At 71.3% G+C, this 15,597-nt stretch carries 17 protein-coding genes; 5 read left to right on the top strand and 12 right to left on the bottom strand.

Features of this window, described 5'->3' with window-relative positions:
* Positions 1-37 precede the first annotated feature (37 nt).
* Positions 38-1,561 carry a macro domain-containing protein gene (locus ACN27F_RS01320; protein ID WP_421430710.1) on the top strand — a complete coding sequence of 508 codons (1,524 nt, stop codon included), beginning with the start codon at positions 38-40 and terminating at the stop codon, positions 1,559-1,561.
* A 67-nt stretch (positions 1,562-1,628) separates the two neighbouring features.
* Here the strand turns inward: ACN27F_RS01320 and ACN27F_RS01315 are convergent, their stop codons facing one another.
* Positions 1,629-2,675: a cation diffusion facilitator family transporter gene (locus ACN27F_RS01315; protein ID WP_421430709.1), complete on the bottom strand. Its 1,047-nt coding sequence runs from the start codon at positions 2,673-2,675 to the stop codon at positions 1,629-1,631.
* Here ACN27F_RS01315 and ACN27F_RS01310 point away from each other — a divergent pair.
* The 3 genes from ACN27F_RS01310 to ACN27F_RS01300 all read left to right on the top strand — a co-directional run bounded on the left by ACN27F_RS01310 (position 2,674) and on the right by ACN27F_RS01300 (position 4,801).
* A complete protein-coding gene (locus ACN27F_RS01310) occupies positions 2,674-3,030 on the top strand; it encodes an ArsR/SmtB family transcription factor (RefSeq protein WP_421430708.1) in 357 nt (118 codons plus the stop codon). The two genes, ACN27F_RS01315 and ACN27F_RS01310, sit on opposite strands and share 2 nt — an antisense overlap.
* A gap of 79 nt (positions 3,031-3,109) precedes the next feature.
* Positions 3,110-4,027, top strand: a complete 918-nt coding sequence (locus ACN27F_RS01305) for a hypothetical protein (protein ID WP_421430707.1) — start codon at positions 3,110-3,112, stop codon at positions 4,025-4,027.
* A 114-nt stretch (positions 4,028-4,141) separates the two neighbouring features.
* Entirely contained in the window at positions 4,142-4,801 is a 660-nt protein-coding gene (locus ACN27F_RS01300; RefSeq protein ID WP_421430706.1) for a flavodoxin family protein, read from the top strand.
* Here the strand turns inward: ACN27F_RS01300 and ACN27F_RS01295 are convergent.
* The 10 genes from ACN27F_RS01295 to ACN27F_RS01250 form a co-directional block, all read right to left on the bottom strand.
* Positions 4,741-5,304 (bottom strand): hypothetical protein, encoded by a 564-nt coding sequence (locus ACN27F_RS01295; protein ID WP_421430705.1) that lies wholly within the window; start codon positions 5,302-5,304, stop codon positions 4,741-4,743. The two genes, ACN27F_RS01300 and ACN27F_RS01295, sit on opposite strands and share 61 nt — an antisense overlap.
* Positions 5,294-5,689 (bottom strand): carboxymuconolactone decarboxylase family protein, encoded by a 396-nt coding sequence (locus ACN27F_RS01290; protein WP_421430704.1) that lies wholly within the window; start codon positions 5,687-5,689, stop codon positions 5,294-5,296. Before ACN27F_RS01290 ends, ACN27F_RS01295 begins: the two co-directional genes overlap by 11 nt.
* Positions 5,690-5,692: 3 nt before the next feature.
* Positions 5,693-6,904 carry an MFS transporter gene (locus tag ACN27F_RS01285; protein ID WP_421430703.1) on the bottom strand — a complete coding sequence of 404 codons (1,212 nt, stop codon included), beginning with the start codon at positions 6,902-6,904 and terminating at the stop codon, positions 5,693-5,695.
* A gap of 7 nt (positions 6,905-6,911) precedes the next feature.
* Positions 6,912-7,424, bottom strand: coding sequence for an aromatic-ring-hydroxylating dioxygenase subunit beta (locus tag ACN27F_RS01280; protein ID WP_421430702.1), 513 nt, complete (start codon positions 7,422-7,424; stop codon positions 6,912-6,914).
* A gap of 5 nt (positions 7,425-7,429) precedes the next feature.
* The gene (locus tag ACN27F_RS01275; RefSeq protein WP_421430701.1) at positions 7,430-8,695 is read right to left on the bottom strand and encodes an aromatic ring-hydroxylating oxygenase subunit alpha; all 1,266 of its coding nucleotides are present in this window, start codon (positions 8,693-8,695) and stop codon (positions 7,430-7,432) included.
* A complete protein-coding gene (locus tag ACN27F_RS01270) occupies positions 8,692-9,858 on the bottom strand; it encodes a glycosyltransferase (protein WP_421430700.1) in 1,167 nt (388 codons plus the stop codon). The genes ACN27F_RS01275 and ACN27F_RS01270 overlap by 4 nt, the downstream gene beginning before the upstream one ends.
* 250 nt (positions 9,859-10,108) lie before the next feature.
* Positions 10,109-11,092, bottom strand: a complete 984-nt coding sequence (locus ACN27F_RS01265) for a sulfotransferase domain-containing protein (RefSeq protein ID WP_421430699.1) — start codon at positions 11,090-11,092, stop codon at positions 10,109-10,111.
* 40 nt (positions 11,093-11,132) lie between these two features.
* Positions 11,133-12,044: a MerR family transcriptional regulator gene (locus ACN27F_RS01260; protein ID WP_421430698.1), complete on the bottom strand. Its 912-nt coding sequence runs from the start codon at positions 12,042-12,044 to the stop codon at positions 11,133-11,135.
* 70 nt (positions 12,045-12,114) lie between these two features.
* Positions 12,115-13,047, bottom strand: a complete 933-nt coding sequence (locus tag ACN27F_RS01255; RefSeq protein ID WP_421430697.1) for a hypothetical protein — start codon at positions 13,045-13,047, stop codon at positions 12,115-12,117.
* Positions 13,048-13,288: 241 nt separating this feature from the next.
* Positions 13,289-13,435, bottom strand: a complete 147-nt coding sequence (locus tag ACN27F_RS01250; RefSeq protein WP_421430696.1) for a hypothetical protein — start codon at positions 13,433-13,435, stop codon at positions 13,289-13,291.
* 456 nt (positions 13,436-13,891) lie between these two features.
* On the opposite strand from ACN27F_RS01250, the gene ACN27F_RS01245 reads away from it, so the two are divergent.
* Positions 13,892-14,482 (top strand): dihydrofolate reductase family protein, encoded by a 591-nt coding sequence (locus ACN27F_RS01245; RefSeq protein WP_421439888.1) that lies wholly within the window; start codon positions 13,892-13,894, stop codon positions 14,480-14,482.
* A 243-nt stretch (positions 14,483-14,725) separates the two neighbouring features.
* Here the strand turns inward: ACN27F_RS01245 and ACN27F_RS01240 are convergent, their stop codons facing one another.
* The gene (locus ACN27F_RS01240) at positions 14,726-15,469 is read right to left on the bottom strand and encodes a D-Ala-D-Ala carboxypeptidase family metallohydrolase (protein ID WP_421430695.1); all 744 of its coding nucleotides are present in this window, start codon (positions 15,467-15,469) and stop codon (positions 14,726-14,728) included.
* Positions 15,470-15,597: the final 128 nt, after the last annotated feature.

The following is a 15,597-nucleotide window of genomic DNA, read 5'->3' as shown; positions in this document are numbered from 1 at the left end:
TGCTTCGATGGATGAGAGTTCTCGATGGACACAGGTCGTGGAGAGGCGGGGCGTGGGCGTGTGGGGAACCGGGCCGCTGCACGTCACGATCGTGGCGTTCGACGTCGAGCAGTCCGGTGGTCGCGACGACCAGCTGATCCTGCGGATGCGCGCCGACCTGCGGGAGGTGGTCGCCGAGGCGCTCCGCCGGCAGTCGCTCGACCTGCGTGCCGTCGACGTCGCCGACCTCGGGGACGGGCTGCGGTTGGTGGTGCCGGCGCAGGTGCCGCCGAGCGTGCTGCTGGATCCGTTCATCGGCAATCTTGCCGCTGTCCTACGTGGGCACCGCAAGGCGGCGGCGGTGTCGGCCCGCCTGCGGCTGCGGGTCGCGGTGCACATGGGCCTGCTGCACCGCGACGGCGGCGGGTGGGCGGGTGCCGCGCTGGTGCACTCCGCGCGGCTGCTCGACTCGTCGGTGCTGCGCCGGCATCTGGAGGCCGCGCACCGGGCCGATCTGGCGGTCATCCTCTCCTGCGACGTGTTCGACCAGGTGGTGCGGCCGGGGTACGGCCTCGACCCGGACGCCTGCGGCCAGGTGCTGGTCACCGAGAAGGAGACGAACACGCCGGCCTGGATCCACGTGCCCGGTTACCCGCATCCGGCGACGGTGCCGGTGGCGGAGGAGCCGGTCCCGACGGTCCCGTCCGCCGAGCCGTCGCCGGTGGTACCACGCGACCCGCCGTCGTTACCGCAGCGGTGGCGCCGCAGCGCGGCACGGTTCTGGACCGCCGCGGTAGCCGCCGCGGGTACGGTCGCGGTGCTCGCCTGGCTCGTCGGCGGTGGTCTGCGGACCGGCTGGTTCGTGCCGCTGGCCGCGTTGCCGCTCTGTCTGGCGGCCGGACTCTGGCATGCGTGGCCACCACGCGCGGTGGCCTGGCGGTCCAGTTACCCCGACTTCACCGTCCGGATCGTGGTAGGTGATCTCTTCGAGCAGACGGACGCCGAGTTGGTGGTCGGGTTCTCGGACACCTTCGACACGTCGGTCGCCGGCGACCGGATCATCGCCGGCGGCTCCGTGCAGGGCCAGTTGCTGATCCGCCGGTACGGCGGTGACCAGGCCCGGCTCGACGCGGATCTGGACCGGGCGCTGGCCCCGATCCCGAACACCGCCGTGGAGCAGCGTTCCGCCAAGCGGTTCGGCAAGCTCATCCGGTATCCGCTGGGCACGGTCGCGGTGCTCGGCAGCCCCGGCCAGCGGCTCTATCTGGTCGCGTACAGCCGGATGGGCAACGATCTGGTGCCGCGGTCGTCGGTCGGCGACCTGTGGCAGTGCCTGTCCCGGCTCTGGGACGCGGTATACGAACACGGCCAGCGGCGACCGGTCGCGATGCCGGTCGTCGGCTCCGGCCTGGCGCGCATCGATCAGCTGGGCCCGCAGGCGCTCGCCCAGCTGATCCTGCTCTCGTTCGTGGCCCGGTCCCGTGAGACACCGATCTGTCGGGAATTGCGGATCATGGTGCACCCATCGGACGCGACGCGGTTCGACCTCCGCGCGCTGCGTCACATGATCGACAGAACGTAGGCCCGCGTGCTCGGGGTGCAGGTCGATCGGCGGGAGGGCCCGCCGTGCTCGTCGATGCGGAGTCCGTTCACCTCGTGTGGTGGTGCGCGCCGGCCTGCCCGACCGGATCGGTGTGCACGGTCGCCGACATCAGCCGGGGTACGGCGTGGGTGAGCTGGTGCTCGGCGTCGGCGGCGACGGTGTGCGCGGCGACCAGGCTCAGCTCGGCGTCGACGACCAGGTCGACTTCGGCGTGCAGCCGGTGGCCGATCCAGCGCAGCCGTACCGCCGTGACGTCGCGGACCCCGGGCACCGCACGCAGGGTCGTCTCGGCGGTGTCGACCAGGGTCGGGTCGACGGCGTCCATCAGCCGCCGGTACACCTCGCGGGCGGCGTCGCGTAGCACGTACAGAATCGCGACGGTGATGGCGAGGCCGACCAGCGGGTCGGCCCACCGCCAGCCGACCGCCGCGCCACCGGCGGCGGCGACCACCGCCAGGGAGGTGAACCCGTCGGTACGGGCGTGCAGCCCGTCGGCGACCAGCGCGGCCGAGCCGATGCGCCGACCGACCCGGATCCGGTACCGGGCGACGATCTCGTTGCCGGCGAACCCGACGATCCCGGCGGCGGCCACCCACGGCACGTGGGTCACCGACGCCGGGTGGATCAACCGGTCGACGGCCGTCCAACCCGCGGCGAGCGCCGAGCCGGCGATGACCGCCACGATGACGATGCCGGCGAGGTCCTCGGCGCGGCCGAAGCCGTAGGTGTAGGCGCGGGTGGCGGCGCGCCGGCCGACCAGGAACGCGATGGCCAGGGGTACGGCCGTGAGTGCGTCGGCGACGTTGTGCAGCGTGTCGCCGAGCAGCGCCACGGAGCCGGAGACGACGACGATGACGGCCTGGGCGGCGGCGGTCGCGGCGAGGATCGCCAGGGAGATCCACAGGGCGCGCAGCCCGTCGCGGGACGCTTCGAGGCAGGCGTCGACCTTTCCGGCGGTGTCGTGGGAGTGCGGGGTGAGCCGGTGCAGCGCCCGCCGCCACCAGGCCCGCCGCACCGGATGCCGGTGACCGTGCGGGTGGTGGTCGTGATGGTGGTGGTCGTGGTCCATGGCGATGGCAGAATACGTGCTCATGTACGCACGCGACAACGCTGCAGGTGCCACGGCTGGGCAGCAGCCACCCACCGGCGCGCAGGTCGACACGGCGGTGACCGCGTTGAAGATGCTCGCCGACCCGACCCGGCTGCGCCTGCTGTGGCAGCTGCGCGAAGGCGAACACGACGTCGGCACCCTGGCGGCGGCGGTCGGCGCCGCCCGTCCCGCCGTGTCGCAGCACCTGGCGAAACTCCTGCTCGCCGGCCTGGTCGCCACCCGCCGCGACGGCCGGCGGGTGCTCTACCGGGCGCGCGGCGGTCACGTGCGCCGCCTCGTCACCGAGGTCCTGTACGCCGCCGATCACCAGCTGACCGGCGCCCCGGAACACGACTGAGCCGGCGGGATCCTCCGCTGCCAGTGCCTGCGGCAAATGCGGTGCGGCCAGGCGTGACGGCTCGCTAGCATCGCGGGCTGTGGACGACAGGCGCTGGCGTGATCCGCGGTGGTTGGCCGGGGTGCGGGACTGGATCGACGACCGGCTCGGCGAGCTCGGGACGACACGGACCGGTCCGGTCGTCCAGCCACACGTCTACCCCTGGTCGACGGTGCTGCGCGTACCGACCGACGCCGGCGACGTCTGGTTCAAGGCCAACGCCGAGTCGCTGCGTCACGAGGCCGGCGTCGTGGCGCGGATCGCCACCCGCCGGCCGGACGCGGTGCCGCCGCTGCTGGCCGCCGACACCACCGCCGGGTGGATGCTGATGGCCGACGCCGGGCAGACGCTGCGGGTGGTGAGCCAGCGCGAGCAGAGCCTGGACCGCTGGCTCGACGTCCTGGCGCTCTACGCCGGGGTCCAGCTCGACCTGGCCGACGACGTCGACGACCTGCTCGCCCTGGGCGTGCCCGACCGACGGCTGGCCACCCTGCCGCAGGCGTACGAACGGATGGTCGACGAGGTCGGCGCGCAGCGGCGCTTCCGCGACGCGGCACCGTTGGTGGCCGATCTGTGCGCGGAGCTCGCCCGGTACGGGCTACCGGAGCTGCTGCAGCACGACGACCTGCACGACGCGCAGGTCTTCGTCCGCGACGGCCGCCACCTGATCATGGACTGGGGCGACGCCTGCGTGTCGCACCCGTTCCTCACCCTGTCGGTCACCCTCGAAGGCGGGCTGGCGTGGGGGCTCGACGACGTGCAGGACTCGGTCGACACGGCACCGTTCCGGGACGCCTACCTGGCACCGTACGCCGACCGGTTCGCCGGTGACCTGGTGGCCGCCACCCGGGTGGCGTTGCGCCTGGGCTGGGTCTGCCGCGCGGTGAACGGGCACGTGCCCGGCGACGACAAGCCGACCCTGACCCGGCTGCGGATGTTCCTGGATGCCCGGCCGTAGCCGACCGGGTGTGTGGACCTCGACTAGGTTGGGACTGTCTCAGCGCGCGGCCGCGAACGCTTCGTCCGGTGGCCGGTCCTGGGAGGCGCTGAGCGGACCGGGGAGGCCCTGCGGATGAAGATCGTCGCGTTGTCCTGCACGCAGAAGCGGCTCCCGTCGCTGACCGACGCGCTGTTGGAGGCGGCGATCAGCGGCGTCGTCCGGGAGGTCGGTGACGCCCGGATCCAGCGGATCCGGTTGATCGACCACCGCATCGCGATGTGCGAGGGCGAGGACACCTGTCTGGATCCCGAGGTGGGCCGGTGCACACTCGACGACGACTTCGCACAGGTCGTCGACCTGGCCGAGGGCGCGCACGCGATGCTGCTCGCCATGCCGGTGTACGCGGGGAACGTCCCCGCCGTGCTGAAGATCTTCCAGGAACGGTTGAAGAGCTTCATGAACGCCGGGCAGCGCCCGTTCGGCAACCTGCTGGTGGGGACGATCGTGCATGCGCGCACGATGCTGACCGAGCCCGCGCTGGGCTCGCTGTTCCCGTGGTACCTGCGGCTGCGCAACAGGAACGTGGCGTCGGCGTGCTTCACCCAGAACGAGCATCAGGACCTGACCCGCACCGCGGCGCCGGACCTGTGCGCGGCCGTGGGCCGGCAACTCGGCATGACGCTCGCGAACAGCCGGTCGCCGGCCGACGGGCGGACGGCGCTGCCGGTGGTTCAGTCGCCGGTCCGGCCACGGTGCGGTGACCCGGCCGCGTCCTCGTCTGCGGGCGGGTGAGCCGACTCCGCACGCCAGGTGCACCCGTCACCCGCCTGGTCACACGACACCGTGACCTCCGGTTCGACGTAGCGGGCGGCGATGGCGGTGTTCAGATGCTGGCAGTACGGGCACGGTGACGAGAAGGTCAGCACGACGCCGTCGCGCTCGGCCCGTTTGCGGTACCGGAGGATCCCGCAGTCGGCGTTGCGCAGAACGGTGCCCGACGGCTGGGGCCGCATGGTCACCGCCGAGTCGTACAGCAGCAGTTGACGCTGCAGTCGGGTCATGAAGTGGTCGGTGGCGGACACCCCGGCGGGCCGTTGCGCCCGCAGCAGCTCGGCGGTGATGCGGGCGTTCGCCTGGATCCACGCGGCCAGCCCCTGCTCGCCGTGCTCGCCCAGGATGAACTCCTCCGCGGCGGCCTGGGCCTCGAAGAACCGCTGACGCCACAGGTCGACCTTTTCCGCCGGGTCAAGTGCGGACGTCTCGTCAGGGTCGAGTGCGGACGGATCACCGGTCATCGTCCGCGTCGTCCCTCCCGGCGGCGGCGTCCAGCTCGGCGAAGACCTCCTGGGCGACACGCAGCCCGTTGTTGGCGACCGGCCAGCCGCCGTAGTAGGCGAGCTGGATGATGACTTCGATGATCTTCTCCCGGGACATCCCGAGGTGCAGGGCGGCACCGATGTGGCCGCGCAGTTCCCAGTCGGTGCGCGCCAACGTGACCGCGCTCAGCGCGACCAGCTCACGCTCCTCGACGCTCAGGTGCCCACGGGTCCAGATCTCACCGAACAGGTGGTCCACGGTGATCTGCAGAAACTCCGGGTAGGAACCGGGGCGTGGTTCGCGCCCGAAGACCTGCTGGAACATGGCCTCGCCCCGGTCACGTCGGGCAGCCGGCTGGTCCATCGATCAACTCCTTGGTGTCGGTCGAACGGTTGGCAACGTCCACGCCGCCACGAAGGCGGCGATCAGCAGCGCGGCGCCGCTGGCGAAGGCGGCCGGAACATCGGCCCGCTCGGCGACGAGCCCGACGACGACCGGTCCGACGACGGCGCCGACATCGGTGCACATCGAGAAGACGGCGACACCGCTGCCGGCCCGCCCGGCGACGACGTCGCCGATCAGCGCGGCCGGCGCGGCGTTGAGCAGCGCCGATCCCGCCGCGTAGACGCAGAGCCCGACGACGAGCCAGGCGTAGCCGTCCACGAACACCAGGGCGGTGATCGCCGTCGCGGCCAGCCCGGTGCCGGTGATCATGGCGGATCGTCGGCCGGCCCGGTCGACGACCCGGCCGGCCGGCAGGATCAGCAGCGCCTGGACGACGGCGGAGATGGTGAACGCCCAGCCGACCCAGGCCACGTCGTGTCCCCACGCCACGACCACCGTGGGGACCAGTGCGCCGCGCAGCCCGAACAGGACCCAGCCCTGTGCCAGCGCCGCGAAGCAGGCCACCAGGTAGCGGCGGTCCCGCAGCAGCACCGGCAGCCGGACCACGTCACGGTCGGACGCCGCGCCGGCGGCCCGAGCGGGCCGCAGCACCGCCAGGCTCGCCGCCGTGGCGGCCAGCAGCAGCACGGCGTACGCCAGGAACGGCGCGGACAGCGCGATGAGTGCCAGCAGCCCGCCCAGCGCCGGCCCGCAGATCCCGCCGAGCAGGAAGCCCGCCTCGAACACGGCGCTGGCCCGGCCCCGCTGGTTGGCCGGCGCGACCGCCAGCAGCGTCGCCAGCGCGGACACCGAGAACAGCACCGAGCCGACACCGCCGAGGCCACGGAACACGAGCAGCTGCCCGTACGATCCGGCGAACGCCGTCAGCGCCGAGGAGACCGCGCACAGCAGCAGCCCGGCGACCAGGACCCGCCGTTCCCCGAACCGGACCGCGAGCCGGCCGCAGAACGGACTGGTGACCAGCCGCAGCAACGCGAACAGGGCGACGAGCGCGCCGATCTGGGCGGGCCCGGCCCCGAACGTCGCCGCGTACACCGGCAGCACCGGGAGCACCAGTCCCAGGCCCAGCATGACGCAGCCACCGACGACACTGAGGACGTAGACCTCGCGGGGCAGACCCGGCCGCCCGGTGGCGGCGACGGGTGGGGCGCTGCCCGGGGCGGTCGCCGTCACTGTCCGGTCACAGGATGATGCTGAGCTTGCCGTGCTCGTACAACGTCTCGTGGTCGAGCACCACCACCCGCCTGCGGATCCGCAACGACGCGCCCTCGACGACGAGTTCGAACCGGTACTTGCCGACGTAGGCGTCGGAGCGCCCGTGCCCGAACCGGTGCACGACGACGTTCGCCGCCACGTCGAGGTGCGTTCCCCGGTCGGTCAGGATCTCCACGTTGCCGACCATCCGGTTCGTCCGCGACCGAGGGTTCTCGCACCACACCTCGCCGTTGAGAATCTGTTCGATGCGCTGGCGCAGCCGGGCGGCGTCGTCGTCGATGAGCCCGAGCGCGTCGGCCGTCTCGCCGCGCACGTCGGTGGCCGGCACCGAGTAGCGGATGTCGTCGGTCAGCATCTCGTCGTACCACTCGCGCAGGCGCCACTCGTCGAGCAGCCGCGCCTCCCGGAACAGGAACTGGTTCACCCGGTGCCACAGCCGCACCTGGGCCGCTTCGTCGACCGTCAGCTCGATGGTCATCGTGGTCACGCCCCTTGCATCAGCCGGTCCCACTGCCGCCAGAACTCGCGGGCGGGAAGCTCGTCGGTCGTCTCCGGGACCGCCTTGTTCATGCCGCGTGACAGGTCCGAGTAGCGGACCGTACGGTTGAGATAGCCCCGCTGGCACGACTCGATGATCTCGATGTCGTCGGGGGTGGCGAAGCCGGCGGGCCCGAGGAACGTCAGGTAGTGGCTCTTGCGCAGCTCCCGGATGTCCGGATCCTCGTCCTTGGGGGCCAGCGCGACCGAGGTGATGGCCATCTGGTCGGCGCCGACCGGGTCGATCTTGCGGATCGTGATCGCGATCGCGTCGATGATCATCAGGTTGGGGAAGACCAGCACCGCCCGGTTGGTGCCGGTGATCCGCTCGGCGCGTTCGGCACCGAACCGGTCGACGAACCGCGCGGCCGTCGCCTCGATCCGGGGCCGGACCTCGGCGGCGAACATCGGCGTCCAGTAGGCGAGCGGGCGGGCTGCCGCCGGCGGCAGCTCGTTGGCGCCGTGCCCCAGCCCGAGGGCACGGCCGAAGCCGCCCCGTCGTCGTGGCGGCACCGACCCCAGCGACTCCATGTAGCTGACGTACCGCTTGTGCAGGGCCCGGAAGTGGTAGATGTCGACGCTGTTCTCCATCATCAGCTTCCAGTTGGCCCGGGCGCCGTGCAGTTGCGCTCCCTGGATCACCTCCATCCCGACCTCGGACTGGTCGTCGATCAGATCGAGGTACTCCGTCGCACCCGCCAGGTACTCGGTGAGGGTGCGCGGCTGCTGCGGGTCGAAGGTGACGAACACGAAGCCGCGGTAGCTGTCGCTGCGGTGGCGCGCCAGACCGAAGTCCGCCTTGCGGAAACCCGGCCCGTACCCGTCCGGGATCGGGACCCCGACCAGGTCGCCCTGGTTGGAGAACGTCCAGTCGTGGTACGGGCACCGGAACGACCGGGCCTGCCCGGCCGGCTGCGAGCAGACCAGCGCCCCGCGGTGGGTGCAGCTGTTCGCGAACACCCGGATCACCCCGTCGGACCCGCGCGCCATGACCACCGGGCGCCCGCCGACGTCGCGCGCCACGTAGGAATCCGGCGCGGGCACCTCCGACTCGTGCCCGACGTACAGCCAGCAGCGGTCGAAGATCCTGGTCATCTCCTGCGCGGCCAGGTCGCCGTCGGTGTAGGCGCGGCGGTCCACCCGGAACGAGAGACGTTCGAGATCGTCGATCACGATCGGGTCGCCCACCGACCGCTGCAGTTCGATCGTCACTGCTCCCCCTCGCGCTGTAGCGTCTCGACGGCGCCGACGACCAGCTCGGCCGTGCGCGCGGCGGCGTCGCCGCACTGGGGCTGCGCGGCGCGCAGCCGGGCCCGGTAGTCGCGGGCGGGATCGAGCAGGTCGGTGACCGCGTCGGCGACCGCCTGCCCGGTGACGCCGGCCGGATCCAGCGACGTGCCGAAGCCCGCGCTGCCCACGAAGTACGCCTGGATGGGCTGATCCACCGCCAGCGGGACCACCAGCATCGGGGTCGCCGCCCGGATCGACTCCGCGACGGAGTTGTACCCGCCGTGGGTGACGAACACGTCGGCGCGTTCGAGCACCTCACGTTGCGGCAGGTACGGGGCGGTGAGCACGTCGTCGGGCAGCGCCAGCTCCCCGGCGAGGTCTCCCACCGACGCGATCACCTGCGCGCCGGTCGCCGCCGCCCCGGTGATCACCGTGCGCAGCAGGTCCGGCCGCCGGTAGAAGATCGTCCCGAAGGAGACGTACACCAGCGGGCGGTCCGGGTCGATCCGGTCCAGACCGGAGAAGGCGACCTCGTCGCCCCGGGTGCCCGCCGCACCCGGCAGCCCGATCAGCTGCACCCCGTCGTCGGTGACCGCGTCGTCCCCGACCAGCGCGGGAATCGTCGGCATCACGTTGAGGATCGGTGAACGCGCCGAATGGGTCCGGGTCGACCACGGCACCCCGTGCCTGGTCAGATAGTCGCCGACCTGCTCGTCGTACAGCCAGCGACCCCGCCGGTGCTCGGCCGGGCACACCCCGCCCAGGTTGGCCCAGGTCATCCCGTACGGCACGCCGGACGCCCGGGCGCCGACCATGGCCGAGGCCGTGACCGGCAGCGAGTCGACGAGTACGAAGTCCGGTGCCGTCGCACGCAGCGCGTCGACGGTCTGCTCGGCCACCGGCGACGACTGCAGCATCGGGCCGATCTTCGCCGGGTCGTCGCTCCACGGCGCCATCTCGACCTTCCCGATCTCGTGGACCTGCGCCTTGCCCAGCGCCTGGTGGCGCTGCTCGTCGAGCGAGCCGCCGTCGGCGGACAGCAGCAGCAGCGTGACCTCACAGCCGGCGGACTGCAGCGCGTTGACCACCGGAACGTAGGGGTTCAGGTGACCGTGCTGAGTCGTGGTGAGAAAGGCGACGCGCATCAGATCTCCGATCCATCGAAAGTAGACGACCAGGCCGACTCAGGAGCCGCACTTTCCCACCATCACTGAGGGACACATCGATCGACGCTACTCGGGAACATCCTCGGGACCACCGGTTTCACCACCTGCCCCCAGGCAGTTTCGCAAAGCCTGCCGGGATGTCGGATCGATGTCAACACCACGTTTCTGCCTCCGTCCTTCCTGGAGGCGGGCCACCTGCGGCCGGTTTCCACCGAGCTACGTGGACCCGTCATCGGAGCCGGTGCAGCCAGGTGAGCAGGTCGTCGACGTCGGCCGGGTCGGGTAGCCGGCGAGCGGCCAGCTGCGCGACCCGGTGCAGGTAGCGGGCGTACTCGTCGTCGGTGAGCAGCGACCGTCCACCACCGGAGCGGCCGGAGCGAAAGAACGCCCGGCGGTCGATCATGATGCCGGCCGGGTCCGGGGCGAGCCGCGCGGCCCGCTCGCGCATGGTCGCGAACGTCGCGGCCTCGACCAGGTCGGGCCAGCGGTCATCGGGTACGGCGATGCGCAGCCGCTCGGCCAGCCGGCGCATCTGCCCGGCCAGGTCGTCGAGCAGGTCCTGATAGTGCAGCAGTACGACGGTGGGCCGCTGTGCCGCCTGGCGGGTCCAGGCGTCGGCGAGGTGGTGCACGACGCCGGGCAGCGAGTCGAGGGCGTCGGCCGGGTCGGCGGCCCCGGCGATCCACTGCCGCAGCCAGTGCCCGAGGTCCGGTCGCGGCCGTGGCCGGGGTTCGGGTTGCGGCTGTGGCCGGTCGGCGGCCCCGGCCCGCGCCCGGTCGGTGAGCTCGCGGATCCGGCGCCGGTCGAGGTTGTCGCCCTGGTGGTAGAGCGACACCGCCATGTCGAGCGGGTGCCGGGCGACCACCAGGTAGGTGACGTCGCGGTGCAGTGGCAGCCCGTCGAGCGGGGTGTGGGTCTTGACGAACCGGCGGTGCCGCTGGGCGGCGAGCCGACCGTACATCTGGTCGATCGGGACGACCAGCCAGTCCAGCCAGGGGGACAGGTCCGCCAGCGGTGCCGGCAGCCGGGGCTCCTGGAAGATCAGTAGCGCGCAGATCATCTGCGTCCAGGTGGTGCCGCTCTTGGACCGGGTGCTGATGACGATGTCACCGGCCCGGTGCGGGAAGCCGATCCACCGGCCGCTGTCCTCCTCGTCCGACCGGTAGCGGACCGGCGGCGGGCGGTGCTGCGGTGACGGCACGTCGGCGGGCATCCGGCGAGGCTACCCGGATTCGGCTTCCCGCCTCATCGGCTCAGTCTGCGTGGGCGCGCAGCGCGGCGATGAACCATTCCATCGCCGGGACCTGCGGGGCGGCGGCGGGTCGGCCGTTGAGGATGCCGAGCAGCTGCCAGTAGCGTTCCACCCGGCGGTCGGTGAACGTCTCGGTCTGCGCGGCGATCCGCAACCGCTGCGGGCCGGGCAGGTCGGCGTCGATGACGCGTTCCAGGATCTGCCGCCCGTCGGCGGACTCCGGTGCGATTCCGGCCCGCAGCGCCGCGCCGGCCTGCTCGGCGACCCGGGCCGGGTCGAACGGCGGCTGCTCCGTGGGCTGCCGCGCGCCGGTCACCGCCATCTGCCGTACCCGCTGCTGGAACTGCTCGTCGGTGAGCAGCTCGGCCAGCTCCACCCAGGCGTCGATCTGCTCGCGGGTGGGCTCGGCCGGCAACTCGGCCGGCAGCTGCCGCATCATCGTGGCGATCCGTGCGCCCGGCGCCTGCGGATCGACTCCGTCGAACGTCTGGGTGACGAAGTCGTCGATCAGCCGCTGCCGCTGCTGGGCGGTGAGGTTGGCGAGTTTGTGCATGAGTCTCAACTCCTCTGTCGTGCTGTCCCGTTCGGCGATCGACCGCAGCACCGCGCGCCGCAGCTGCAGCGCGTGGATCTCCGCGTCCAGCGCCGCCGCGTGCACCTTGGCGACGTCGGCGACGCTGGTCTGCCGGTGCAGCACCCGCCGTACGGTGTCCAGGTCCAGCCCCAGCTGTCGCAGGGTGTGCACCAGGTCCAGCCGGGCGACCGCCTCGACGTCGTAGAGGCGGTAGCCGGCGGAGGTGCGGCCGGCCGGCGTGATCACGTCCTGGTCGGACCAGAACCGGATGGTGCGTACCGACAGGCCGGTACGGCGGGCGAGCTGACCGATGGTGATCAGCTCGGTGCGGTCGTTCATGGCCCCAGCGTGCACCTTCCAGCCGGTGGAGACTCAACCCCGGCCGCAGCGGTGCCTACGGCGTGTCACGTCAGATGGCGATCAGCCGACCGAGCCGCTCGGCGTTGAGCTGCTGGAAGTCCAGCTCCTCGAATTCGAGCAGCAGTTGCAGCGACGCGACCACGGGGTCGAGGTTGACCCCGGTCGGGAGCGGGACCGTGATGTTCGCGCTGGGAGTGGGGGTCGAGTTGCCCGACGTCCATCTGGCGCGGACCGTGTTTCCGTCCTTGTCGCTCGCCGAGAGCTCCAGGCTCACCGGATTGGGCGAGCCGGTCGTTTCGACGGTGGCACTGTAGGTGGCACCGTTCGGGTCCTTGTTGACCGACACCCTGATGCCACCCATCACGGTGGCGACGGCCCCGAGGGACAGCGCACGGGTGGCGAACGACACGGCACGTCCGATCGCGCTGTTGGCGAGGGTGGTCATCGGCGTCGGTGCCACGTAGACCTGCCCGTCGACGAAGGTGCTCATGTCGGCCTGGCACTTGTACTGGTGACGCGCTCGGATCGGCTGGTAGACGCCCAGGTTGGTGTCCGGTCCGGAGCGGGTTACCGAGTACGACAACCCGATGTCCGAGTCGGTCGGGTTCTTGGCGTACAGGTCGATGGTGCCGCCGTCGAGTCCGATCCACTCGAACTGGAGGTCCCCGACCTGGAAGGGCGGCGGAATCGCGTTGCTCGTCTGCCCGTCGAGGACCGCGGGCAGCACCTTCGCGGCGACGTTCGCGACCTTCATGACCGTGCCCAACCAGTTGCCGAGACCGAGCAGTTCTGGTGCCGGCGACGCCGCCGGCACCGGTTTCGCGGGGGGCGCGGGCATCGGTTCCACGGCCGGCGTGGCCGCCGCCGGGGATTCCGGGATGAAGGTGCCGCCCACGGCCGCTGCGGCGGCGATCCCGCCAACCGCCGCGCCTCGCACCACGTCGCGTCGGGTCACCGGTCGATGTCCGTACGATTCGCTCATGTGCTCACCCATCTTTGGTTGGTCGCCCCGATCCGGTGGGCGGACCGGATGAGTGCCGCTCCCGACACCCAGTCGATCGGATATTAGTGGATGTCGATTCCTTCGGGAAGGATGTCATTTACGCATGGCGATCACTCGGACACGATGAGTGGTGATCAGGGGGCGTCGGCGATGCTGTGGGCATGAAGTACACGTCCAGAGTGCCGCGACCGCCGCTGGACGGGCTGATCGACGACCTCTACTACCTGGCGGGTGCGCCACCGTACGCCCGGTTGACGCTGCCGCCCACGCCCGCGGCGTTGCCCATCGTCAACCTCGGGGCGCCGTTGCGCATCCGCGCCGGCACCGACATCGAGACGGCCGAGTACGCCGACGGCTGCGTGGTCACCACGCCCACCCGCGCGTACGACTTCGGCTACCCGGTCCCGACCCGGTCCGTCGGCGTGCACGTCAAGCCGTGGGGGCTGGCGCCGTTCCTGCCGATGCCGGCCGCCGAGCTGTGTGACCGGCCGGTGACGATAGAACAGATCTGGGGCTGGTCCGCCACACGAGCAGCGTCATCACGGCGACCCGTGGGGCGGTCTCGATCGGCGACCTGGGCACGGCGGCCGGTGTCAGCGGCACTCAGCTGGCGCGGCGGTTCAAGGAGATCGTCGGCGTCACGCCGAAGCGGCTGGCCCGCACCTCCCGCTTCGCCGCCACCGTGTTCGCGATCGACCCGGCCGGACCGGTCGACTGGGCCGAGCTCGCCAGCGGCGCGGCCTACTTCGACCAGGCGCACTTCTACAAGAACACCAGCTCACGGCGCGCTAACTTGGGGCATCCGGAAGCAGAGGAGAGCCCCGTGGGCACAGTGGTCATGTACGGCTCGGTGTCGGTGGACGGCTTCATCGCCGACGTGAAGGACCAGCCCGGACCGCTGTTCGACTGGCTGTCCAGCGGTGACGTCCCGTTGGACGACAGCTGCGAGCTGACGGTGTCGCAAACCTCCTACGACTACATTCGGCCGTACTGGGACCAGATCGGGGTGACGATCGTCGGCCGCCACGTCTTCGACATGACGGACGGCTGGGACGGCACGCCGCCAGCCGGGGTCGAGCACGTGGTCGTCGTGACGCACCGACCGGAGCCCGAGGGCTGGGACCCAGAGGCGCCGTTTCACTTCGTCGACGGCGTCGAGGCGGCGGTGGCCACGGCGCAGGAGCTCGCGGGCGACCGCCTGGTGGAGGTCGCCGCCGGCGACGTCGGTGGCCAGGTGCTCGCCGCGGGTCTGGTCGACGAGGTGCGCATGGACGTCGTACCCGTCGTGTTCGGGTCCGGCAAGCGCTACTTCGGGTCGGTCGACGCGCAGCACCTCCTGGCGGACCCTGACGTGGCGGTCGTGGGCAACCGGGTCCTGCACCTGCGCTATCGGGTGCGCCGCCGATCGGCCTGAGCGGAGATAGGGAGAGAACGGCGACACCCGATCGGGTCTCCGGCTGCGTCGAATCCCGCCGGGGCCGTCTCCTGGTCACGGCGGCAGGTGGGCGGTTGTGGGCGTCGGCGAAGGCCGCGTTAGCGGTGCTCTGCCCGTGGTGTTCTGCCCGTGGCGGACGGGCGGCCGGCCCTGACCGCCGGTGATCGTGTCACCGGCGGTCAAGGCTGCGGTGGTACGCGGTCGGAAAGGAGATGACGACCCTCAGACGCCGCAGTTCGGCGCGGACCAGGACCGGCTCGCGGTGGCACCCACGTGGGTGTGGTCGTTGTGGTCCGGGTAGCCGGGGCCGAGGATGTTACTGAAGCCGTGGTAACGGGCCTCCTGGGCGAGCCGACAGAACGACGGCGATCCGACCAGGTCGACGCCGTCGCCGTACAGGTGCCGGCTGTTCGAGGCGCCGCCGACCGCACTGTTGCAGGAATAACTGCGGAAGCCGCTGCTGATCTGGATCGGTACGTTGCCGAGCGCACGCCGCATGGCCTGGAGCTTCCACATCGACACGAGGGCGTTGAACTTGGCGGTGCTGGCGGACACCGCGCCACCGGACCAGTTGCTGTTGCACTTGTTCAGCTCGGCGTAGCTGAAGTTGACGGGAGTGCAGTCGTTGTCCTGGAGGTCGTAGATCTTGCCGAAGGTCTGCGGGCCGGCGACGCCGTCGGCGGCCAGGCCATAGGCCTGCTGGAAGCGGATCACCGCGGACCGGGTGGCTGGACCGTACGACCCGTCGAGGGCGAGCACCGCGCCGTAGCCCGGGTAGCCCGAGACGCGGATCTGCAGCTGCCGGACGTCCTCGCCGGACGCCCCCTGGGACAGGGCGCGTCCCCAGGTGTAGCAGCCATCTGCCTGGGCGGCACTACCTGTTGCGACGACGCCCGCGAGGGCGGTGGCGGCGATGACGGCGCAAGCGGCGAGCATTCGCCCGAACCGGTGGAGAGCAGTCCTCATTGGGCCATTCCTATCGACGGATGACGATCAAACGCGATAGATCATCACCCGTCGATCACGCAGCGGTCAAGAGCCACTACTCTCTGTCGTCTATCCTCTGTGGTTGCCGTATCTGGCGACGAGTACGG

Source organism: Solwaraspora sp. WMMB335, assembly GCF_049179075.1.
Taxonomy (GTDB): domain Bacteria; phylum Actinomycetota; class Actinomycetes; order Mycobacteriales; family Micromonosporaceae; genus Micromonospora_E.
The sequence above is the reverse complement of the archived record's forward strand: the minus strand, read 5'-3'. Positions and strand labels throughout refer to the sequence as shown.